At 59.0% G+C, this 17,957-nt stretch carries 18 protein-coding genes; 13 read left to right on the forward strand and 5 right to left on the reverse strand.

The genetic code is table 11. From position 1 onward, the window contains the following. Window positions 1-3: 3 nt before the first annotated feature. From BLQ92_RS23045 to BLQ92_RS23055, 3 genes are all read right to left on the reverse strand, one after another. Window positions 4-333, reverse strand: a complete 330-nt coding sequence (locus BLQ92_RS23045) for a c-type cytochrome (protein ID WP_090686849.1) — start codon at window positions 331-333, stop codon at window positions 4-6. A gap of 61 nt (window positions 334-394) precedes the next feature. After that, window positions 395-2,872, reverse strand: a complete 2,478-nt coding sequence (locus BLQ92_RS23050; protein ID WP_090686850.1) for an arsenate reductase (azurin) large subunit — start codon at window positions 2,870-2,872, stop codon at window positions 395-397. Between the two features lie 13 nt (window positions 2,873-2,885). Beyond that, window positions 2,886-3,425, reverse strand: a complete 540-nt coding sequence (locus BLQ92_RS23055) for an arsenate reductase (azurin) small subunit (RefSeq protein WP_090686851.1) — start codon at window positions 3,423-3,425, stop codon at window positions 2,886-2,888. Window positions 3,426-3,650: 225 nt separating this feature from the next. On the opposite strand from BLQ92_RS23055, the gene BLQ92_RS23060 reads away from it, so the two are divergent. The 8 genes from BLQ92_RS23060 (at window position 3,651) to BLQ92_RS23095 (ending at window position 11,573) form a co-directional block, all read left to right on the forward strand. Beyond that, window positions 3,651-4,478: a substrate-binding domain-containing protein gene (locus tag BLQ92_RS23060; protein WP_342342409.1), complete on the forward strand. Its 828-nt coding sequence runs from the start codon at window positions 3,651-3,653 to the stop codon at window positions 4,476-4,478. Between the two features lie 7 nt (window positions 4,479-4,485). Next, a complete protein-coding gene (locus BLQ92_RS23065) occupies window positions 4,486-5,955 on the forward strand; it encodes a sensor histidine kinase (RefSeq protein ID WP_090686853.1) in 1,470 nt (489 codons plus the stop codon). Next, on the forward strand, window positions 5,948-7,294 hold the full coding sequence (locus tag BLQ92_RS23070) for a sigma-54-dependent transcriptional regulator (protein WP_090686854.1): 1,347 nt from the start codon (window positions 5,948-5,950) through the stop codon (window positions 7,292-7,294). The genes BLQ92_RS23065 and BLQ92_RS23070 overlap by 8 nt, the downstream gene beginning before the upstream one ends. Window positions 7,295-7,456: 162 nt before the next feature. After that, window positions 7,457-7,732 (forward strand): metal/formaldehyde-sensitive transcriptional repressor, encoded by a 276-nt coding sequence (locus BLQ92_RS23075; protein WP_090686855.1) that lies wholly within the window; start codon window positions 7,457-7,459, stop codon window positions 7,730-7,732. An 8-nt stretch (window positions 7,733-7,740) separates the two neighbouring features. Continuing rightward, window positions 7,741-9,000, forward strand: a complete 1,260-nt coding sequence (gene dmeF, locus BLQ92_RS23080) for a CDF family Co(II)/Ni(II) efflux transporter DmeF (RefSeq protein WP_090686856.1) — start codon at window positions 7,741-7,743, stop codon at window positions 8,998-9,000. Between the two features lie 14 nt (window positions 9,001-9,014). Beyond that, window positions 9,015-10,220, forward strand: coding sequence for an MFS transporter (locus BLQ92_RS23085; RefSeq protein WP_090686857.1), 1,206 nt, complete (start codon window positions 9,015-9,017; stop codon window positions 10,218-10,220). 277 nt (window positions 10,221-10,497) lie between these two features. Beyond that, the gene (locus BLQ92_RS23090) at window positions 10,498-11,043 is read left to right on the forward strand and encodes a chromate transporter (protein WP_090686858.1); all 546 of its coding nucleotides are present in this window, start codon (window positions 10,498-10,500) and stop codon (window positions 11,041-11,043) included. Beyond that, window positions 11,040-11,573 (forward strand): chromate transporter, encoded by a 534-nt coding sequence (locus tag BLQ92_RS23095; protein WP_090686859.1) that lies wholly within the window; start codon window positions 11,040-11,042, stop codon window positions 11,571-11,573. The genes BLQ92_RS23090 and BLQ92_RS23095 overlap by 4 nt, the downstream gene beginning before the upstream one ends. 62 nt (window positions 11,574-11,635) lie before the next feature. Here BLQ92_RS23095 and arsB read toward each other — a convergent pair whose 3' ends face one another. Together arsB and BLQ92_RS23105 are read right to left on the reverse strand one after the other, a co-directional pair. After that, window positions 11,636-12,709, reverse strand: a complete 1,074-nt coding sequence (gene arsB / locus BLQ92_RS23100) for an ACR3 family arsenite efflux transporter (RefSeq protein WP_090686860.1) — start codon at window positions 12,707-12,709, stop codon at window positions 11,636-11,638. Between the two features lie 2 nt (window positions 12,710-12,711). Beyond that, window positions 12,712-13,227 carry an arsenate reductase ArsC gene (locus tag BLQ92_RS23105; RefSeq protein WP_090686861.1) on the reverse strand — a complete coding sequence of 172 codons (516 nt, stop codon included), beginning with the start codon at window positions 13,225-13,227 and terminating at the stop codon, window positions 12,712-12,714. Window positions 13,228-13,475: 248 nt separating this feature from the next. Between BLQ92_RS23105 and pstS the strand changes: the two genes are divergently transcribed. Genes pstS through phoU form a run of 5 tightly spaced genes read left to right on the forward strand, consistent with a single transcriptional unit; the run spans window position 13,476 to window position 17,945 of the window. Continuing rightward, complete coding sequence (gene pstS, locus BLQ92_RS23110; protein ID WP_090687193.1) at window positions 13,476-14,495, forward strand: phosphate ABC transporter substrate-binding protein PstS; 1,020 nt, start codon at window positions 13,476-13,478, stop codon at window positions 14,493-14,495. A 60-nt stretch (window positions 14,496-14,555) separates the two neighbouring features. Further along, window positions 14,556-15,587 (forward strand): phosphate ABC transporter permease subunit PstC, encoded by a 1,032-nt coding sequence (gene pstC / locus BLQ92_RS23115; protein WP_090687197.1) that lies wholly within the window; start codon window positions 14,556-14,558, stop codon window positions 15,585-15,587. After that, a complete protein-coding gene (gene pstA / locus BLQ92_RS23120; protein WP_090686862.1) occupies window positions 15,584-16,447 on the forward strand; it encodes a phosphate ABC transporter permease PstA in 864 nt (287 codons plus the stop codon). The genes pstC and pstA overlap by 4 nt, the downstream gene beginning before the upstream one ends. Then, complete coding sequence (pstB, locus tag BLQ92_RS23125; protein ID WP_090686863.1) at window positions 16,434-17,222, forward strand: phosphate ABC transporter ATP-binding protein PstB; 789 nt, start codon at window positions 16,434-16,436, stop codon at window positions 17,220-17,222. Before pstA ends, pstB begins: the two co-directional genes overlap by 14 nt. A 9-nt stretch (window positions 17,223-17,231) precedes the next feature. After that, window positions 17,232-17,945, forward strand: a complete 714-nt coding sequence (phoU, locus tag BLQ92_RS23130) for a phosphate signaling complex protein PhoU (RefSeq protein WP_090686864.1) — start codon at window positions 17,232-17,234, stop codon at window positions 17,943-17,945. The last annotated feature ends 12 nt before the right edge of the window (window positions 17,946-17,957 follow it).

The following is a 17,957-nucleotide window of genomic DNA, read 5'->3' on the forward strand; positions in this document are numbered from 1 at the left end:
GGATTACTGCTTCGGGGCGCCGGCCAGCACCCACGTCAGTACCACCTTCAGGTCGGCATCACTGATGCCCGGATTCGGAGGCATCGCAACGGCACCCCACACGCCCGACCCGCCGCCCTTGACCTTCTTCATGAGCATGGCCATGGCTGCAGCATCTCCTTTGTATTTTTCCCCGACATCGTGGTATGCGGGGCCAACTACCTTGTGGTCGACAGCGTGACAGCTGAAGCACATATTCTTGCTGGCAATTTCCTGTGCCTTTGCGGCATCTACATCGGCGAAAGCATGGCTGGTGGCGAACATCGTGAGGCAGGCGATAAGCAGTCGATTCATCTTCAAGGTCCTATGTGCGGTGAGAAAGGCCGCGAGTGGATGTCTCGCGGCCGGGAAAAATTCAGGCAAAGCGCCGGCTCTTGAAGCTCACGGTTCGCTTGTAGTCCTCCATGCCTCCAATTCGGCGGAGATTGGCCCAGGTACCTTTGTAATAGGGAATGATGTTGCGGTCTGTCCAGTCGGTGGTCACGTCACCCTGGATGCCGTTGACGTAGCCGAACATCATGAACGTCTGGTTCGGCTTGATTTCCTTCGCTGGGTAGGCCATCGCGTAGGTAGAGCCGAAGTCGTTGAACACCTCGACGATGTCGCCGGCCGAAATGTTCAGTTCCTTCGCATCGTTCGGGTTAATCTCGATGTATGCCATCGGATAGCGTGCCTGAACGAACTGGTTGTACTGGTCGTGATAAGCGGTCTGCCAGACTTCATTGTTCCGGCCGTTGTTAATCCAGAAGCGATACTTCTCCTTTTGCTGGGCCACGGTTTTAGGCAAACCATTCCATGGTGCCGGCTTGAACTGCGCCTTTCCGTCCGGCGTATCGAACTTCGAATCGATGTAAAGCATCTCGGTGCCGACCAGCTTCCCGTCGGTGTAAGACTGCGCGGGCAGTTGCACGCCGTTGTTTCCTGCCGCACGCAACCGCTCATACGTCACGAGGTTCCCGGTCGGGCCGCCCTGACTATCAATTTTTCCGACACCGGGTTGCCCCACCTGCCGGAAACCGTCGTTGAATGCGTCTTCCTCAGTTTTCCAGTCGAAGCCACTAAAGCGGGCCACCATCGCTGAATTGCCTTCGGCCTGATACATCGCCTTCAACGTGTTCGCTACCCGCGCCACAATGAGAGAATCGGCCATCGCGCTGCCGGGAGGGTCCATGAACTTCTGCGACAGACGCATCCGGCGTTCGCCATTCATGGAGGTCAGATTCACCTCCCCTGGATGGGCGCCAGGTAGCAACAGGTGGGCAGCTTCCGCGAGCTTTGTCGGATAGAGGTTGACCGCCGTGACAAACAATCCGCCTTTGCTCGTCGCGTCGAAGATGACGTCAACCATCTCTGCGTCGGTTGCTCCTCTGGCTTTCTGCATCGCCACCTTGACGATTTGCGACCGGCGCAGCACCGCCTCGCGCAATGCCTCAGCGTTGTTGCTGGTCTGGAAGTTATTGCATGCCCACCAGGTCATCACACGACCCTTGTCGTGGATGAGTTGCTGGTCAATATAGATTTTGGAGTCTCCTGGGTACGGTGGCCGCGTATAGCCTTCCTGGTGACCACCCATGCGTACGACGCCCGTGCCTCGACGCCCAACGTTGTGAGTAGCAAGGACGAGGTCGACGAGCGCCGACTGGATAAGGTAGTTGTCGTTGCCCCAGATGATGCCCTTCTCGTAGGCATGCATTGTTCTCGGCAGTTGCCCGGACGCTTTTGGCTTATAGGCCCATTCTGCCGCTGTACGAAGCTTCTCGACCGGAACTCCTGTTGCCTTGCTAGCATCTTCCAGCGACATCCTGTTGGTCTTCACGGCGTCATCGAACCCGTTCGTGTGCTGGTTGATGAAGTCACGGTCAATCCACCCCTGTTCGACGACGTAGGTGAAGAGGCCGTTGAACAGAGCGACGTCGGTGCCCGGCAGGATATCGAGATGCAGGACGTTTCCGGCGCCAGCGACCTGCTCTGCGATTGCTATCGTGGGAGTGCGCCGGGGGTCGACGAAAATAACCTTTGTCGCGGGAGTCGCTTCACCGGGAAACCGCTGTTTTTTCTTGGCGGCAGTGCCGCCCTGCAGGTTCGGGACCCAGTGATTCAGGAAGTAGTTTGTCTGCGTCTCATAAGCATTGTTACCAACGGCCATGATGACGTCGGCGAGCTCGGCATCTTCGTACGAGTTGTTCAGTTCACCGATGCCCATCTCGCGCGTCGCATGACATTCAGAGTTGTATGCGGGTCTGTTGTGAATGCGCACCATCGGCGTCTGGATTGCAGTGAACATGAGCTTGCCTGTTGCCCATGTGTTCTCAAAACCACCGCCAGCACCGCCATGGTCGAACGCAGAGAAGACTATGCCGCTAGGACCATCCTTGTCCAGGGTCCGCTTCAGGACCCCAGCGTAAATCGCCATGGCATGGTCCCAGTCGGTATCGACCCACTGGTCGCCCGCATAAAGACGTGGGTTCTTTAATCGCTCCCGCGTGAGGCCATCGGCGTTATACATATAACTCGCCATCTTGCCGCCGCGGGTCGAACTGAGCCCGCTGTTCACGACACACTCCCGGTCGGGAACAATCATGATGCGGTGCCGGCTTCCATCCCGGTCCTGGACGACGTTCGTCATGGCCGGCGTCAACGTCACCGACAGAGGGGGCAGCTGTTTGGTGTAATCAAGTCCGAGTGCATTCTGCGATGGCGCCCGCCCGCCTTCCATGTCTTCTGGCCATTTAAATACGTTGTAGCCGCAACCAACGATGCAGAAGTGGCACGTCATGTTCGTGCGCTGCGCGCCGACCGGCGGCAACGTGATGCGGTCGCTCTGATTGTCCATGTCGTTCCCCTGATTAGAGTACGTTGGCCTGGCGGCCGTACAACATGCCGTCGATGCCTGTTGCTGATATCCGACCAGTCTTGTCGTCGTAGCTGAGCCGCACGCGCGGAAGGTTCTCCGTGGCCTGACCGGCAATCATCTGGCCGGACTTCTCCGCGTCGAACATGCTGTAGTGGCAACCACATTTGAACGTGTTGGTCCCAGAGTCGAAGGCGACAGGGCACCCCATGTGCGTGCACATCATGCTGTACGCGACGATGTCCTGATTGGGACCAACGCCACCAGGCGCTGCGACACCCAGCTTCACGGCGACGCAAGGAGACGCGGCGTCCGGATAGCTGAAGACCAGCGGTGTGCCCTGTGTCATCTGACCAGCGCTGGCAACAGTCTTCGCGAGGTACGGCAGCAACGTATGGCTCGTCTGCGGCGTCGCGGCCGCGGCCGGAGGCGCTGCAGCGGCACAGGCAGGCCTGACTATCACCGCCGCGGTCGCTGCGACGCTCGTCCCGCTCACCTTGAGGAAGGTGCGCCGACTAAGTGTTTCTTTGGACATGCCTGCTCCTTGATACCCGTGTGGGCAACCGTTACTATTTGATGACAAGGGCAAGCTCTATGCCAAAACGACCAGAACGCCGTGCGGAGCGGCAACTGACGATTCGACGTTCCTAGAGACGTCGTAATTAGTTTCAGACCGGTAACGGCAGGAGAGGACGGGGATATGTCAGGGTTACCGTTCAGTAACGGGCGACGCAGGATACTTTGCGCCGTTGGCGCCGGGCTGGTCACAGCCAGGAGACCGGCGTGTGCCGCCGATGCTGCATCGCCGCGAAAAGTTCTTTTCGGGACGACCCCGGTTTTCCTCGACAACCAGGTCAGGCTGCTAGGCAAATGGTGCGCTCGCCTGGAAGAGCAATTGGACGCCGAGGTACATTTCGTTCAGCGAGGTAGTTACGGCGAAATCACTGAGATGCTGCTAGCCGACCAGTTGGACATCGCCTGGGTGTGCGGCTACCCATACGTCACGCACGCAGACCGGATGAAGTTGCTTGTAGTGCCGCAATACCAGGGAAAGCCGTTATACCGCTCCTATCTGCTCGTTCCGGCTGCGGATACGTCTACGACGAACATCGTCGAGCTCGGCAATCGTGTCTTTGCCTACAGCGACCCGCAATCGAATTCAGGCTACCTCGTTCCAAGGACCGAACTCATCAGGCACGGCATCGACCCGCGACGCTTCTTCAGCAAGACCTTCTTCACTTTCGCTCATCGCAAGGTAGTAGAGGCAGTTGCATCCGGGCTCGCCGCCGCTGGTGAAATTGATGGCTACGTTTTCGACACGCTTGCGAAGCAGGTTCCTGACGCCGTGACCGGGGTGCGTGTCGCCTGGAAATCACCGCTCTACGGGTTTCCACCCATCGTCGCACGGCGAAGCCTCAGCGTCGACACATTCGCGCAGTTGCAAGCCGCGCTGCTCGGAATGACGGAAGACACGGTGGGTCGCGACTTGCTTAATCGCCTGAACCTCGACCGGTTCGTCATCGGCGCAGATGCGCTGTTTGACGATATTCGCAACCTGGTGAAACTATCCGACACGATGCCGGTGTGAGACGAACATGCTGGAGAACGTCAGCTACCGATACAAGATTCCAGTCGCCTTGACGCTGGCCATCTTGCTGACTGAACTGGCGGTGACGGCGGTGCTCATCTCGTTCACGTTATCCGATGCACGCCGCAACGTGGAGAGCGGTGCCCATAACCTTGCGAACGTGACAGCGCTGTCGGTGCGGGACCTAATCGTCCGGGACGACCTGTTTCGTGTATTCGAGGTGCTGCGTGCCCCGGTTGCGGCAAAGGAACCCGCCAATCCGCTAAAAGAGCTGATTGTGTTCGACGCGAATGGGCGCGTGTATGCGGCGACCGACCCAAAGTACTACGCAACGCTGTCTCCAGCATCGAGATACGGCTATGCCATCAGTCACGCGATAAGCGCTTTGAAAAGCCGACCACACAACTTCTATTTCAGCTTTCCAAGCATTCTGGGACCAGACGACATCGTCGCGGCGCAGGCGGTGACAGCAGAAGACGGCAGTCCGCTGGGATATGTCGCAATCACGTACGACACACAAAAGCTGCGCGACAGCGTGAACACGTTGTTGCGACGAATGGTGTTGCTTAACATCGGCAGCTTGCTAATACTGCTTCCCCTCGGATGGTGGTGGGGCAACAGGATGGCGAAGCCTTTGCACACGCTGAGCAACGCGATGGCACGTGTGCATAGGGATGACCCCGACACGCTGAAGCAGGAAGTGTCGGCAAGCGGGCGTGACGAAATTGGACGCCTCTCCACGAGCTTTCGCGAGATGCTCGACGAGCTGGCCGAGAAGCAGCAACTGGAGCGCGACATGGTCGTGTCGGAGCGACTTGCGGCGGTCGGCCGCGTGGCAGCCGGCATCGTCCACGAAATCAACAACCCGCTCGGCGGAATGATTAACGCCGTCGACACCCTCGTCACCCACGGTAGTCCGGACGGACTGACCACTCGCACGCTTGCTCTGCTCAAGCGCGGGCTTGCCCAGATTCGAGCCACAGTAGGCGCGTTGCTCTTTGAGGCCCGACTCGATTCGCCGGCGATGCGTGCAGCGGACTGGGACGACCTGAACATCCTGATTCAGCCGCAGCTGGCTTCCAAGCAGGTCGCTCTCGAATGGTCGATGCCAACAGAAGCCGTTCCTATTCCTTCACATCTGGTTCGCCAGCTCGTGCTGAACCTCTTGCTCAATGCCATCAAGGCGGCCGAATCTGGCGGCAGCGTCAGATGCCGTGCCACGATGGATGCGTCGGAGCTGCGGGTGACGGTGTGGAACTCGGGTGAACACATACCAACCGAGGTGGTCGACCAGCTATTTGAGCCGTACTGGCCAAACCAGAAAGCGCATGGCCTGCGAAGCTACGGGCTGGGTTTGTGGGTGAGCTACCAGATTGCGACCCAGCTCGGCGGCACGATATCGGTAAGCAGTGTGCCCGGCGAGACGACCTTTGAAGTCGCGCTACCAATTAGAAATATGGAGACCTGCCATGAGTGAATCATTGATATGTCTGGTTGAAGACGACCCAATCATGGGTGAGTCCATGGTGGAGCGCTTCCGGCTAGAGGGGTTCGGAGTCGACTGGCACACAGGAGCGGCAGCAGCGTTTGACGCGATTCCGCGAAAAAGCTATGCGGTCGTCGTCAGTGATGTGCGCCTGCCCGACTTCTCTGGCGATGAACTGTACACGCGACTGACCTCGACCATGACGAAGGTGCCGCCGTTTATGCTCGTGACGGCATACGCATCGATTGACAAAGCGGTGTCGATGCTCAAGGCGGGTGTGGCGGACTACGTTACGAAACCGTTCGATATTGCTGAGCTGGTCCAGAAGATTCAGGCGTTATCGGCATCAAACATTCCCGAAGAAGCGATGCCGGCACACGGGCCACTTGGCGTGTCCACTGCGATGAGGAAGCTCGCGGATGTGGTACCCAAAATCGCGAAACGGGCATCGTCCATTCTCATCAACGGCGAATCGGGTTCAGGCAAGGAGGTGCTCGCCAGGCATATCCACGATGTCGCAACATCTGGTCAGGACGAGCCATTCATCGCCGTGAACTGTGGTGCAGTCCCTGACACGCTGATGGAGGCCGAATTCTTCGGCTACGAACGCGGGGCTTTCACCGGCGCGGACCGTCAGAAAAAAGGGTTTTTTGAACTTGCTCATAGCGGCACATTGTTTCTCGACGAGATTGGTGAATTGCCATTGGCGATGCAGGTGAAGTTGTTGCGCGTCCTTCAGGAGAAGCGCGTTCGCAGGGTAGGCGCCGAGCGCGATGTGCAATGCAATTTCCGTCTGGTGTGCGCGACTCACAGAGACCTGCAGCAGCTGGTCGAAGGAGGACGATTCCGGGAAGACCTGTTCTATCGCCTGAACGTCGTCACGTTGCGTGTGCCACCTCTGCGTGAACGAAGCGACGATGTCCTATGGATTGCGCGCCGGTTTTTATCGGCGTATGCCGAGACTAACGGTGAGCCTGCAAAAGAACTTCATCCTGCCGCAGAGGCCGCGCTCGTCGCGTTCAACTGGCCGGGTAACGTGCGGGAGCTACGCAACCGCCTCGAGCGCGCGTGTCTGCTGTCGGGCAGAAGTGTTCTGATGCCCGCTGATGTATTCAGCGACCATGCCGCTTACGGCGACGAGGAGCAAACAGACGCTCCCACGCTGTCCGCCTATATGGACCGATGTGAGACGCTCTATATCAACAATGCGCTAGTTCAGCACCACGGGCGGATTGCTGAGACGGCTGCAGTGTTGGGCATTTCGCGCAAGAGCTTATGGGAGCGGATGCGGCGTCACAGGATTGCCGGGCAGGAGCCGTCGACTGGTTAAATCGAAGCGGTGAGCCGCCGGTGTGTCGCGCAGGCCCTCCGTGACGAAAACGTACGCACTTACTCATCCAGAGCTTACCCGCACGCGCCGCTCCCAGATACCCCACCCCCCTATGCTATGCTCCACGGACAATATACCCCATCGGTGTATGAGGGAGGAGCATTGGGCCACACTATTCAGGAAAAGCAGAAGCTTCTCAACCGCGTGCGCCGTATTAAAGGGCAGGTGGAAGCCATTGAGCGCGCACTCGAGGAAGAGCACGGTTGTTCGGACGTTCTGCAGCGCATTACGAGTTGCCGCGGAGCGATGAATGGCTTGCTGGCCGTCGTCCTGGAGGACCACATCAGGAATCACCTCGTCGATGCCGACACTCACGAAGAGCCCGGCGGCAGCGCAACAGACCAGCTCATCGAAGTCGTTCACAGCTATTTCAAGTAGAGCAGAACATGAGTGATTTCAGGGACGCCGCGTTCGGCGCAGGACACGACCACATCTTTCTGGGTGCGGCCCACGAGCAGAATGAGCGCAGGACATGGGCGGTCATTGCGCTGTGCAGCGCAATGATGCTGATTGAAATCGTCGGCGGCAGCATGTTCGGGTCGCTCGCGCTCGTTGCCGACGGGCTGCACATGTCCACACATGCCGGTGCGATGCTGATTGCAGCGCTCGCGTACACATACGCGCGCAAGCACGCCACCGACTCCCGCTTCGTGTTCGGTACTGGCAAACTGGGCGACCTTGCAGGGTTCACGAGTGCCATAGTGTTGGCGATGATTGCCGTGCTGATTGGCTACGAAGCAGTGGCGCGATTTCTGTCACCCGTACCGATTCATTTCGGCGAAGCGATTCCCATCGCGGTGGTCGGCTTGCTGGTCAACCTGGCAAGCATGTGGCTGCTGAGCGGCGACCATCACGGACATAGCCACGGGCATGGTCATGGCGACCCCGCTCACGAAGACGAGGTGCAGAAGATTTTTGCGCCGTCCGGCGTGTTTGCCGTCTCCATCTTCGAGGATGGTGTGCCGCCCGTGTTCCGGATTACGCCAGCAACGGCGAACTCGCGACTGGACTCGTCGGCGGTGTCCGTGAGGACGGTACGGCCTGACGGGACGCAACAGGTATTCGCTTTCGCGGACCGTGGTGGCTATCTGGAATCGAAGGAAGACATTCCTGAACCACACGCCTTCAGGGCCATCGTGCGGATGGTGGACGGCGAGCACGAGGTCGTATTCGAAGAGCACGAGCACGGCCACGACGCTCATGATGCGGCTACCCGGGACCACAACATCCGGTCGGCCTACATCCACGTGATGGCTGATGCGGCCGTCTCTGTGCTGGCCATTATCGGCCTGGTGCTGGCGCGCACGTTTGGCTGGCTCTGGATGGACCCGTTGGCGGGTATCATCGGAGCGCTGGTGATTGCAAACTGGTCGTACGGGTTGGTGCGCGACACCGGTGCAATCCTGCTCGACATGAGTCCCGACCGGCGCATGGCGGAGAACGTGCGGCACGCTATCGAGGACGGTGGCGACAGGGTCGTCGACCTGCATGTATGGCGGGTGGGTCCTGGTCACATGAGCGCGGTGGTGTCGGTCGCGACGACTGAGTCACAACGAGACTCGCGCTTTTATCACGCGGTGCTCGAGCGCTTCAAGGGGCTGTCTCATGTCACCGTCGAGGTGCAGCCGTCGCATGCGGCGGCCTGAGGAGTTTGGATTCCATGCAGACTGGACAGCGAGTCAGTGTTCTACGGCAAATTCCCAGCAGCGTGTGGGTGCTCGGCTGTGTCAGTCTGTTCATGGATATTTCATCCGAAATCGTCCATAGCCTGTTGCCCATGTTCCTTATGGCCGCTCTCGGAGCCAGCGCGACCACGATTGGTGTCATCGAAGGTATTGCCGAGGCGATAGCTCCTATCGTGAAGGTGTTTTCCGGAACGCTCAGCGACTATCTGGGAAATCGCAAATGGCTTGCCGTTGCAGGGTACGGACTGGGCGCGCTAAGCAAACCGTTTTTTGCTATGGCGCCGAGCATAGGTATCGTGGTAACCGCGCGCATCATGGACCGGGTGGGCAAAGGTATCAGAGGCGCGCCGCGCGATGCGCTTGTAGCTGATGTCACGCCGCCACATCTGCGAGGCGCTGCATTCGGGCTTCGCCAGTCACTGGACACCATCGGCGCATTCCTCGGGCCGCTGCTGGCCGTTGTCATCATGCTGATGTGGGCCGATAATTTCCGCCTCGCCTTCTGGCTTGCTGTCATTCCTGGCCTGCTCGCGGTCGCCCTGCTGACGTTTGGCATCGATGAGCCTGCGCGGGAGCCGGGCGCAAAGCGGGTTAATCCGATTCGCTGGGACAGCATCAGGCAACTCAGCACGAGCTACCGGTGGGTGGTTGTGGTGGGGGGGGTATTTGCGCTGGCGCGGTTCAGTGAGGCATTTCTCGTGTTGCGGGCCATGGGAAGTGGAGTGCCGATTGCGCTGGTCCCGCTCGTGATGGTCGCGATGAACGTCGTGTATGCGCTGTCGGCCTATCCGTTCGGGAAATTCGCCGACACGATGAGCCACACAAGATTGCTAGTCGCGGGCCTCGTCATATTGATTGCATCGGATGTGGTGCTCGCGCAAGGCACGCACTGGAGCGTTGTCCTCGTGGGTGTGGCGTTGTGGGGGCTGCATATGGGGATGACGCAGGGGCTGCTGGCCACGATGGTCGCTCACACCGCGCCTGCGCAACTGCGCGGCACCGCGTTTGGCTTCTTCAATCTGCTCAGCGGAGTCGTTACGCTTGTGTCCAGCGTTATCGCGGGCTCCCTGTGGGACCGCCTGGGTGCAGCCGCCACGTTCTATGCGGGAGCAGGTTTCTGCGTTTTGACCATCGCGTTGCTCTTGTTCGGGCGGACGCCTGATTCTGCTGAAAGTCGCTGAACCAGCGTACTTTCATGAGGGGCGAAAGGTGCCTGTGCGCGTTTGTCCCGGCTTCGCGGACGTTATCGTGGCTGGAGGATTGCCGAGACAGCTGCCGCACCAGCACAACGTGGTGGGCAGCACTGTCGCTGACAATCAGCGAGCGAAGTCTCCGGCGTGCCGGCGTGAGTGAAGAAAGTCCAGTTACCGTACGAATTGGTAACGCCGGGCGCGTTTTCCGGGAGCAAACCACCCACGCCATGTCGGCGGACTGGCAATCTGGCGAGGAGCCAATTGAATGAGCAATGTCCGCGTAAGTCTGCTTCGCCTGGGCCTGACGTTTGTCCTCTATGCGAATCTGACCTTTGGTGGCGGCAGCGCCACTGTGGCAACAATTCGCAGAGCAATTGTTGACCGGAACAGATGGCTGCCAGAAGAGGATTTTTCCCACGTATTCGCGATTGCACGTCTGACACCCGGAACAAACCTGCTGGCGTTTTGCTGCGGCATTGGTTGGCTTCTGAGAGGCTGGTGGGGGGCTGTCATTACCCTGTTGGCAGCCTCTATCCCATGCGCGGTCATTACGGCTACCGTGATGGCAACCATTGACGTACTCGCGCGCAATGCCCTTTTCACGGCCGGACTGAGAGGAGCAATGGCAACTGCAGTCGGCGTGACGGCCGTGACCTGCTGGACCATTGTGAAACCGAACGTCAGTCGAGCGACGCAATGGCGAGTCCTCGCTGTTGCAGCAGCTGCGCTCGTTGCCCAGGCGGCAATTCCGCCGTTTTATGTCCTGCTCGCAGCGGGCGCCGTGGGTTTCCTCTTTCCGAGAAAGACATGAACGCTTTCATACTTTTTCTCGTCCTGCTCAAGGCCACAGTAACGAGCTTCGCAGGGCTAGCGTCGATTTCAGTCGTTCGCGATGAACTGGTCGTGCATCGCCATGTATTGACGGACGAGCAGCTCAACGAGGCCGTTGTGGTGACGCGAAGCACACCGGGCCCAGTGGGACTGTACGTGGTTGCGGTCGGATATCAGGCTGCAGGTACTCCAGGGGCGGTCGCTGGATGGGCGGCGATGACTGCGCCTGCACTGGCCATCCTTCCCTTGCTCCTGCTGTTTCGACGATATTTGCGACACCCTCGGGTGCACTCCGCGCTTCAATGCATCGTCATTGCGAGCGCGGCTCTGCTCCTTGCAACCGTCTATCCATTCGCGAAAAGCGCGGTAACGGGTCCGGTCAGTGCAATCGCGGCGCTGATTACTCTTCCATTGATGGTTCGATTCAAGGTAGACCCGGCATTGATAATTCTAGGCACAGTTCTCGTCGGGATGTCGATGTACGCGCTCAACCTGACGGCGTACCTTTAGCTTGGGACTTTGGGTCGCCGACAAAGCCGCGCTCCAGGGCGATGGCTGTCGGCTGACCTCCGTCAAGACTCGCGTTGATACCAGCGTCGGGACGAATTGACCACCTTGACGACGACCAGCATGACCGGCACCTCGATGAGCACGCCGACCACCGTTGCCAGAGCTGCGCCGGACTTCAGGCCGAACAGACTAATCGCCGTCGCCACGGCCAGTTCGAAGAAGTTGGACGCTCCGATAAGGCACGATGGTGCAGCAACGTCATGCGGAACGCCGAGTTGGCGATTCGCCAGGTACGCGAGCGAGGCGTTGATAACCACCTGAATCAGGATGGGCACCGCCAACAGCAAAATGACCAGCGGCTGCGCGATGATTTGCTCGCCCTGGAATGCGAACAGAAGCACCAACGTCAACAGAAGTGCTGAGATGGAGAACGGACCAATTTTCGCCAGCGCGCGCTGGAAATGCTGCTCGCCCTTGCGCAAAAGAATCCTGCGAAGGACCTGGGCGATGATGACCGGGATGACGATATAGAGTAACACTGACGTCAGCAGCGTATCCCAAGGCACGGTGATGTTCGAGATACCAAGCAGCAAACCCACGACCGGGGCAAACGCGAAAACCATAATCAGGTCATTCAGCGCGACCTGCGACAGCGTGAAGTACGGGTCACCTTTCGTCAGCTGACTCCACACGAAGACCATCGCTGTGCAAGGCGCAGCAGCGAGCAGGATGAGGCCCGCAACATAGCTGTCCAACTGGTCGGCCGGCAGCAGCGACGCAAAGGCATGCCGCACGAAGACCCATGCCAGAAAAGCCATGGTGAACGGCTTGACCGCCCAGTTGATGACAAGCGTCACGCCGATGCCCTTTACCTGGCTGCGCACCTTGCCGAGCGATGCGAAGTCGATGCGCAACAGCATCGGGATAATCATGACCCAGATGAGCACGCCCACCGGCAGGTTGACGTGCGCGACCTCAAGCGTCGATACGATGTGTACCGCGCCGGGCAGTAGCTTGCCAAGAACAATACCAGCCACGATGCACAGCGCGACCCAGACCGACAGATACCGTTCGAAGAAGCCAATGCTACCGGGTTCGCGCCGCGCGGCTTTCGCGACTGTCTGACTGCCCGCCATGCTTACTCTCCCTTCTCACGCAACGAAGTGCCGATGCTCTGCATTTCATGCTGGACCGCCATACGGTCGAGTTTCTCGAACGGCAGGTTCGTGAAGAGCTCGATGCGTTTCTTCATCTGCACATACGCATGCAGGAACGCCTTGCGCCTGTCATCGTCCGAGCCTTCTGCCTTCGACGGGTCAGGTACGCCCCAGTGTGCTTTTGCCGGGTGACCAGGCCAAATCGGGCAGACTTCGCCCGCTGCGTCGTCACACACCGTAAAGATGAAATCCATCTTCGGTGCGCCATCTTCCGCAAATTCGTCCCAGCTCTTGCTGCGTAACCCTTCCGCCGGAATTCCCTGCGAACGCAGGAGGTCCAGTGCAAAAGGATTAGGAGCCGTGCCTGGGTGGCTGCCTGCGCTATGGCCGACGAAGCGGTCGCCAGCGAGCTGATTGAGCGCTGCTTCTGCAAGGATAGAGCGCGCGGAATTGTGCGTACAGAGGAACAGGACGTTGTATTTGCGATGTTCGGTCACGAGGTTCTCCAGCCTGTTTCAGGCAGTGGCGTGTTATATCTACATCTCCAATATAATGGAAATGTCACTGTACGGCAAGTTGCCTCGGTCGCATGATGCCTCAGTAGCCGCGCGGCAATTCGTTCGTCACATAAATTTCACAAACGTGCACCCTTGTCACCTGAATGTCACGAACTATACTTAGCATCCCGACAGTCGTAACGTATCTAGTTTTATGGAAATGATGCTTACCTACGAGGATGACCAAGATGAACAAGCGGTTCGTGCAACGTCTGGCGGGTGCTCTGGTGGCGGCAACCTTCGCGGTCGCCGCCCAGGCAGTGGAAATCACCGGCGCGGGTTCCACTTTCGTGTACCCCATTCTCTCGAAGTGGTCTTCGGACTACAACCAGACTTCGGGTACCAAGGTCAATTACCAGTCCATTGGTTCAGGCGGCGGTATCGCGCAAATCAAGGCTGCGACGGTCGACTTCGGCGCAACGGACATGCCGATGTCAATCGAAGACCTGAAGGCCAAGGAAATGGGGCAGTTTCCTTCTGTCATCGGCGGCGTCGTTCCAGTGGTGAATATCGAAGGCGTTACGCCGGGCAAGCTTCGCTTCACTGGGCCCATTCTCGCGGACATCTACCTGGGCAAAATCAGGAAGTGGAGTGACCCCGCCATCGCGCAGGTAAACCCGGGGCTGAAGCTCCCGGACGCAATCATAACGGTGGTGCACCGGTCCGATGGTTCGGGTACGACGTTCAACTGGGTCAACTACCTCTCGAAGGTCAGCCCGGACTGGAAGAGCAAGGTCGGTGAAGGTACGTCAGTCGCGTGGCCCACAGGTGTCGGCGGCAAAGGTAACGAAGGCGTCGCAGCCTACGTGAACCGCCTGAAGAATTCCATCGGCTACGTCGAGTACGCCTACGTGCTGCAGAACAAGATGACGTACGGCTCCGTGCAGAACAGGGCGGGCAACTTCGTTGAGCCGAATGCGAAATCTTTTCAGGCAGCGGCGGCGACCGCCGACTGGTCCAAGGCGCAGGACTTCGACCTGGTGATGACCGACGCCGCAGGGCCGGATGCCTATCCGGTCACCGCAACGACATTCATCGTGATGTACAAGCAGCCGAAGAACGCCGCGCAGTCGAAGGCGACCATCGACTTCTTCCGCTGGGCGCTCGAGAAGGGCCAGCAGCAGGCACAGTCTCTTGACTACGTTCCGTTGCCGGAGCCGCTCGTCAAGCAAATCGAGACGTACTGGTCGACCAACTTCAAGTTCTGACGGTCCCGCAACCCAAGGTGGCGGAGCCGATAGCGCTCGCCACCCGTAGAGGAAATGCTGATGCCTACTACTGCAGAAGAGTTGGCCAAAGGGTTGCCGGGGGAACGCCGCAAAGGCACCATCCTCGGAACCGAACTGACGTTCAGGGCCCGAAAGCGCTGGCTAGCCGACTCGGCGGCGGACCGCATGTTCTGGTTTGCGGCTTTTAGCGCAGCGATATTCGTCCTGGTCCTCCTATCTGGCGTCGCGTTCTCGATGCTGTGGGGTGGACGGCTCGCATTCCAGACGTTCGGCTGGCATTTTCTCGTCAGCACCGATTGGGATGCGGTCGCTCACAAATTCGGCGCTCTGATTCCAATCTACGGCACGCTGGTGAGTTCATTCCTGGCGCTGCTCATCGCGGTCCCCATCAGCTTCGGCATTGCAATGTTTCTCACGGAAATTGCACCGCGCTGGATGAAGGGACCTGTCAGCACGGCAATCGAACTGCTCGCTGCGATTCCCAGCATCATCTATGGCATGTGGGGCCTGTTCGTGTTCGCACCGGTGCTCGCCGACCACGTGGAGCCCTGGCTCATCAACACGCTCGGCAATGCCTGGCTGATTGGTCCGCTATTCTCCGGTGCACCCATCGGGCTTGGCATGCTGCCCGCCGGCCTGATTCTCGGCATCATGATTATCCCGTTCATCACCGCGGTGATGCGCGACGTCTTCTCCGCGACCCCACAGATGCTCAAAGAATCTGCTTTTGCGCTCGGGGCAACCCGGTGGGAAGTGATTCGGAAAGTGGTTCTTCCGTACACGCGCTCAGCAGTTATCGGAGCCATTTTCCTGGGCCTCGGACGCGCGTTGGGAGAAACCATGGCGGTGACCTTCGTGCTGGGCAACGCCCACGACCTGAGCGTTTCGCTGCTGGACCCCAGCAACTCCATCGCGGCGACCCTCGCCAACGAGTTCACCGAAGCCGATTCGCCCATCTACCTGTCGTCGCTCATCGCACTGGGCTTTGTCCTTTTCGTTGTCACCTTTGTCGTTCTCGGACTCGCGAAGCTGTTACTGCTGCGCCTGAACCGCATGGAGGGAGCGAAATGATGGACACGACCTTCGACATGGCTAAGTTCCGCCGTCGGCGGATAACAAACAACGTTGTCTTCGTCCTGTCGGTCCTCTCGACGCTATTTGGTCTGTTCTGGCTGTTCTGGATTCTGGCGACTACCGTGATTAACGGCATCGCTGCACTCGGCCCGAGTCTCTTCACGCAGATGACACCGCCACCAGGGCAGCAGGGGGGCCTTCTCAACGCGCTTTACGGCAGCTTTCTTATGATTGGTATCGCGTCGCTCATCGGCGTACCGCTCGGACTGATGGCAGGAATCTATCTGGCAGAGTACGCACGACGCACGCGTCTTGGCGCAATCGTCCGCTTCGTCAACGACATCCTTCTGAGCGCGCCGTCGATTGTCATTGGCCTGTTCACATACGAACTCATCGTGCGGCAGGTCGGCCACTTCTCCGGGTGGGCTGGCGCTGTGGCGTTGGCCATTATCATGCTGCCCGTCGTTATCCGCACCACGGATGAAATGCTGCAGCTCATTCCGGACAGCATGCGGGAAGCCGCGTTGTCCCTCGGCATCCCACGCTGGAAAATCAGTTATCGCATCCTGTTGAAGGCTGCCAGCGCCGGCATCGTGACAGGCGCATTGCTCGCGGTGGCGCGCATCAGCGGAGAAACTGCGCCGCTGCTCTTCACGGCGCTAAATAACCAGTACTGGTCGACAACACCCAACGGGCCGCTCGCCAACATCCCGGTTGTCATCTTCCAGTACGCGATGAGCCCCTACGACGCGTGGCACTCGCTGGCATGGGCCGGCGCGTTCCTGATGACGGTTTTCGTCCTGGCTCTGGCCATCCTGTCCCGCACCTTCTTCAATCGCGCTCATGCCTCCCGTTAAGATGCCATCTGCCAGCACGACAAGCGCCCGCATCAGTGTGCGCGGACTCAATTTCCACTATGGCCGACGTCAGGCGCTCTACGACGTCAACGTCGATTTCCCGGACCGGGAGGTCACGGCCATCATCGGCGCGTCTGGCTGCGGCAAGTCGACATTGCTGCGCGTACTCAACCGCATGTACTCGGTATATCCGGACCAGATTGCGACTGGCACCGTTGAGCTCGACGGCAAGAACATTCTTGACCCGCACTTCAAACTGAACGAATTGCGGCTGGAAGTGGGCATGGTGTTTCAAAAGCCGACGCCCTTCACGATGTCAATTTACGACAACATCGCGCTGGCCATCACGCACCATGAGGCCCTCACACGCAGCGAACTCGACGAGCGGGTGGAGTTCGCGCTTCGCCAGTCAGCCCTGTGGGACGAAGTCAAAGACAAGCTGGACCAGAGCGCGCTCGCGCTGTCAGGCGGTCAACAGCAGCGTCTGTGCATTGCTCGCGCACTCGCAATCGACCCGGAAGTGCTGCTACTGGACGAACCCACTTCCGCCCTGGACCCGGTAGCCACAGGCAAGATTGAGGAACTGCTGCACACACTACGCAAGCACTACACGGTGGTCATCGTGACTCACAACATGCAACAGGCCGCTCGCGTCTCCGAGCACACGGCTTTCATGCATCTGGGCAAGCTTGTTGAGTTTGGTACCACTGAACACATTTTCTCGAAACCCACCCAGAAGGCCACCGAGGACTACATTACGGGGCGCTTCGGCTAAGAAAAGGCCATGTCCGATAAACATCTCTCCAGCCAGTTTGATGCCGACCTGAATCTGCTTTCCACCAGGCTGCTCGAAATGGGCGGACTTGTGGAGTCGCAGATTGCACAGGCGATGGCGGCGCTCGACACGCTTGATTTGGCCATCGTGGAACGAGTGCTTGAGGACGAGCACCGTCTCAACGCCATGGAAATTGACATCGATGAAGAAGTCAGCAACATCATCGCGCGTCGGCAGCCGGCCGCCCGCGACCTGCGACTGCTGATGTCCGTTTCCAAGACCATCACCAACCTCGAGCGCGCGGGCGACGAGGCCCGAAAGATTGCGAAGCGGACGCGCCGCATCGCTGAGGCCAGCGCCGCGCGGACCATCAACATTGCTGAAATCAAACACTCCGGCGAGATGGCTTCTCACATGATTCACAGGGCACTCGATGCATTCGCGCGGCTGGATACCGAGGCGGCGGCCCGGATTGTCCAGGACGACGATGCTATCGACGAGGAATTCCGTGCCTTCGTACGAAAGCTTGTCAGCTACATGACAGAAGACCCAAGGAGCATTTCGGTCAGCCTCGACTACCTGTTTGTGGCGAAAGCTATCGAGCGCATCGGTGACCACGCGACCAATATCGCCGAATTTATCGTCTATATCGTCAAAGGCACCGATGTAAGACACGTTTCCCGAAAACGTCCTTTGCGGGAAACGCCAGGTGCCCAGGAATGAAGAGGGAGAGGC

Origin of the sequence: Paraburkholderia phenazinium, from assembly GCF_900100735.1 — a bacterium.
Classification (GTDB): domain Bacteria; phylum Pseudomonadota; class Gammaproteobacteria; order Burkholderiales; family Burkholderiaceae; genus Paraburkholderia; species Paraburkholderia phenazinia.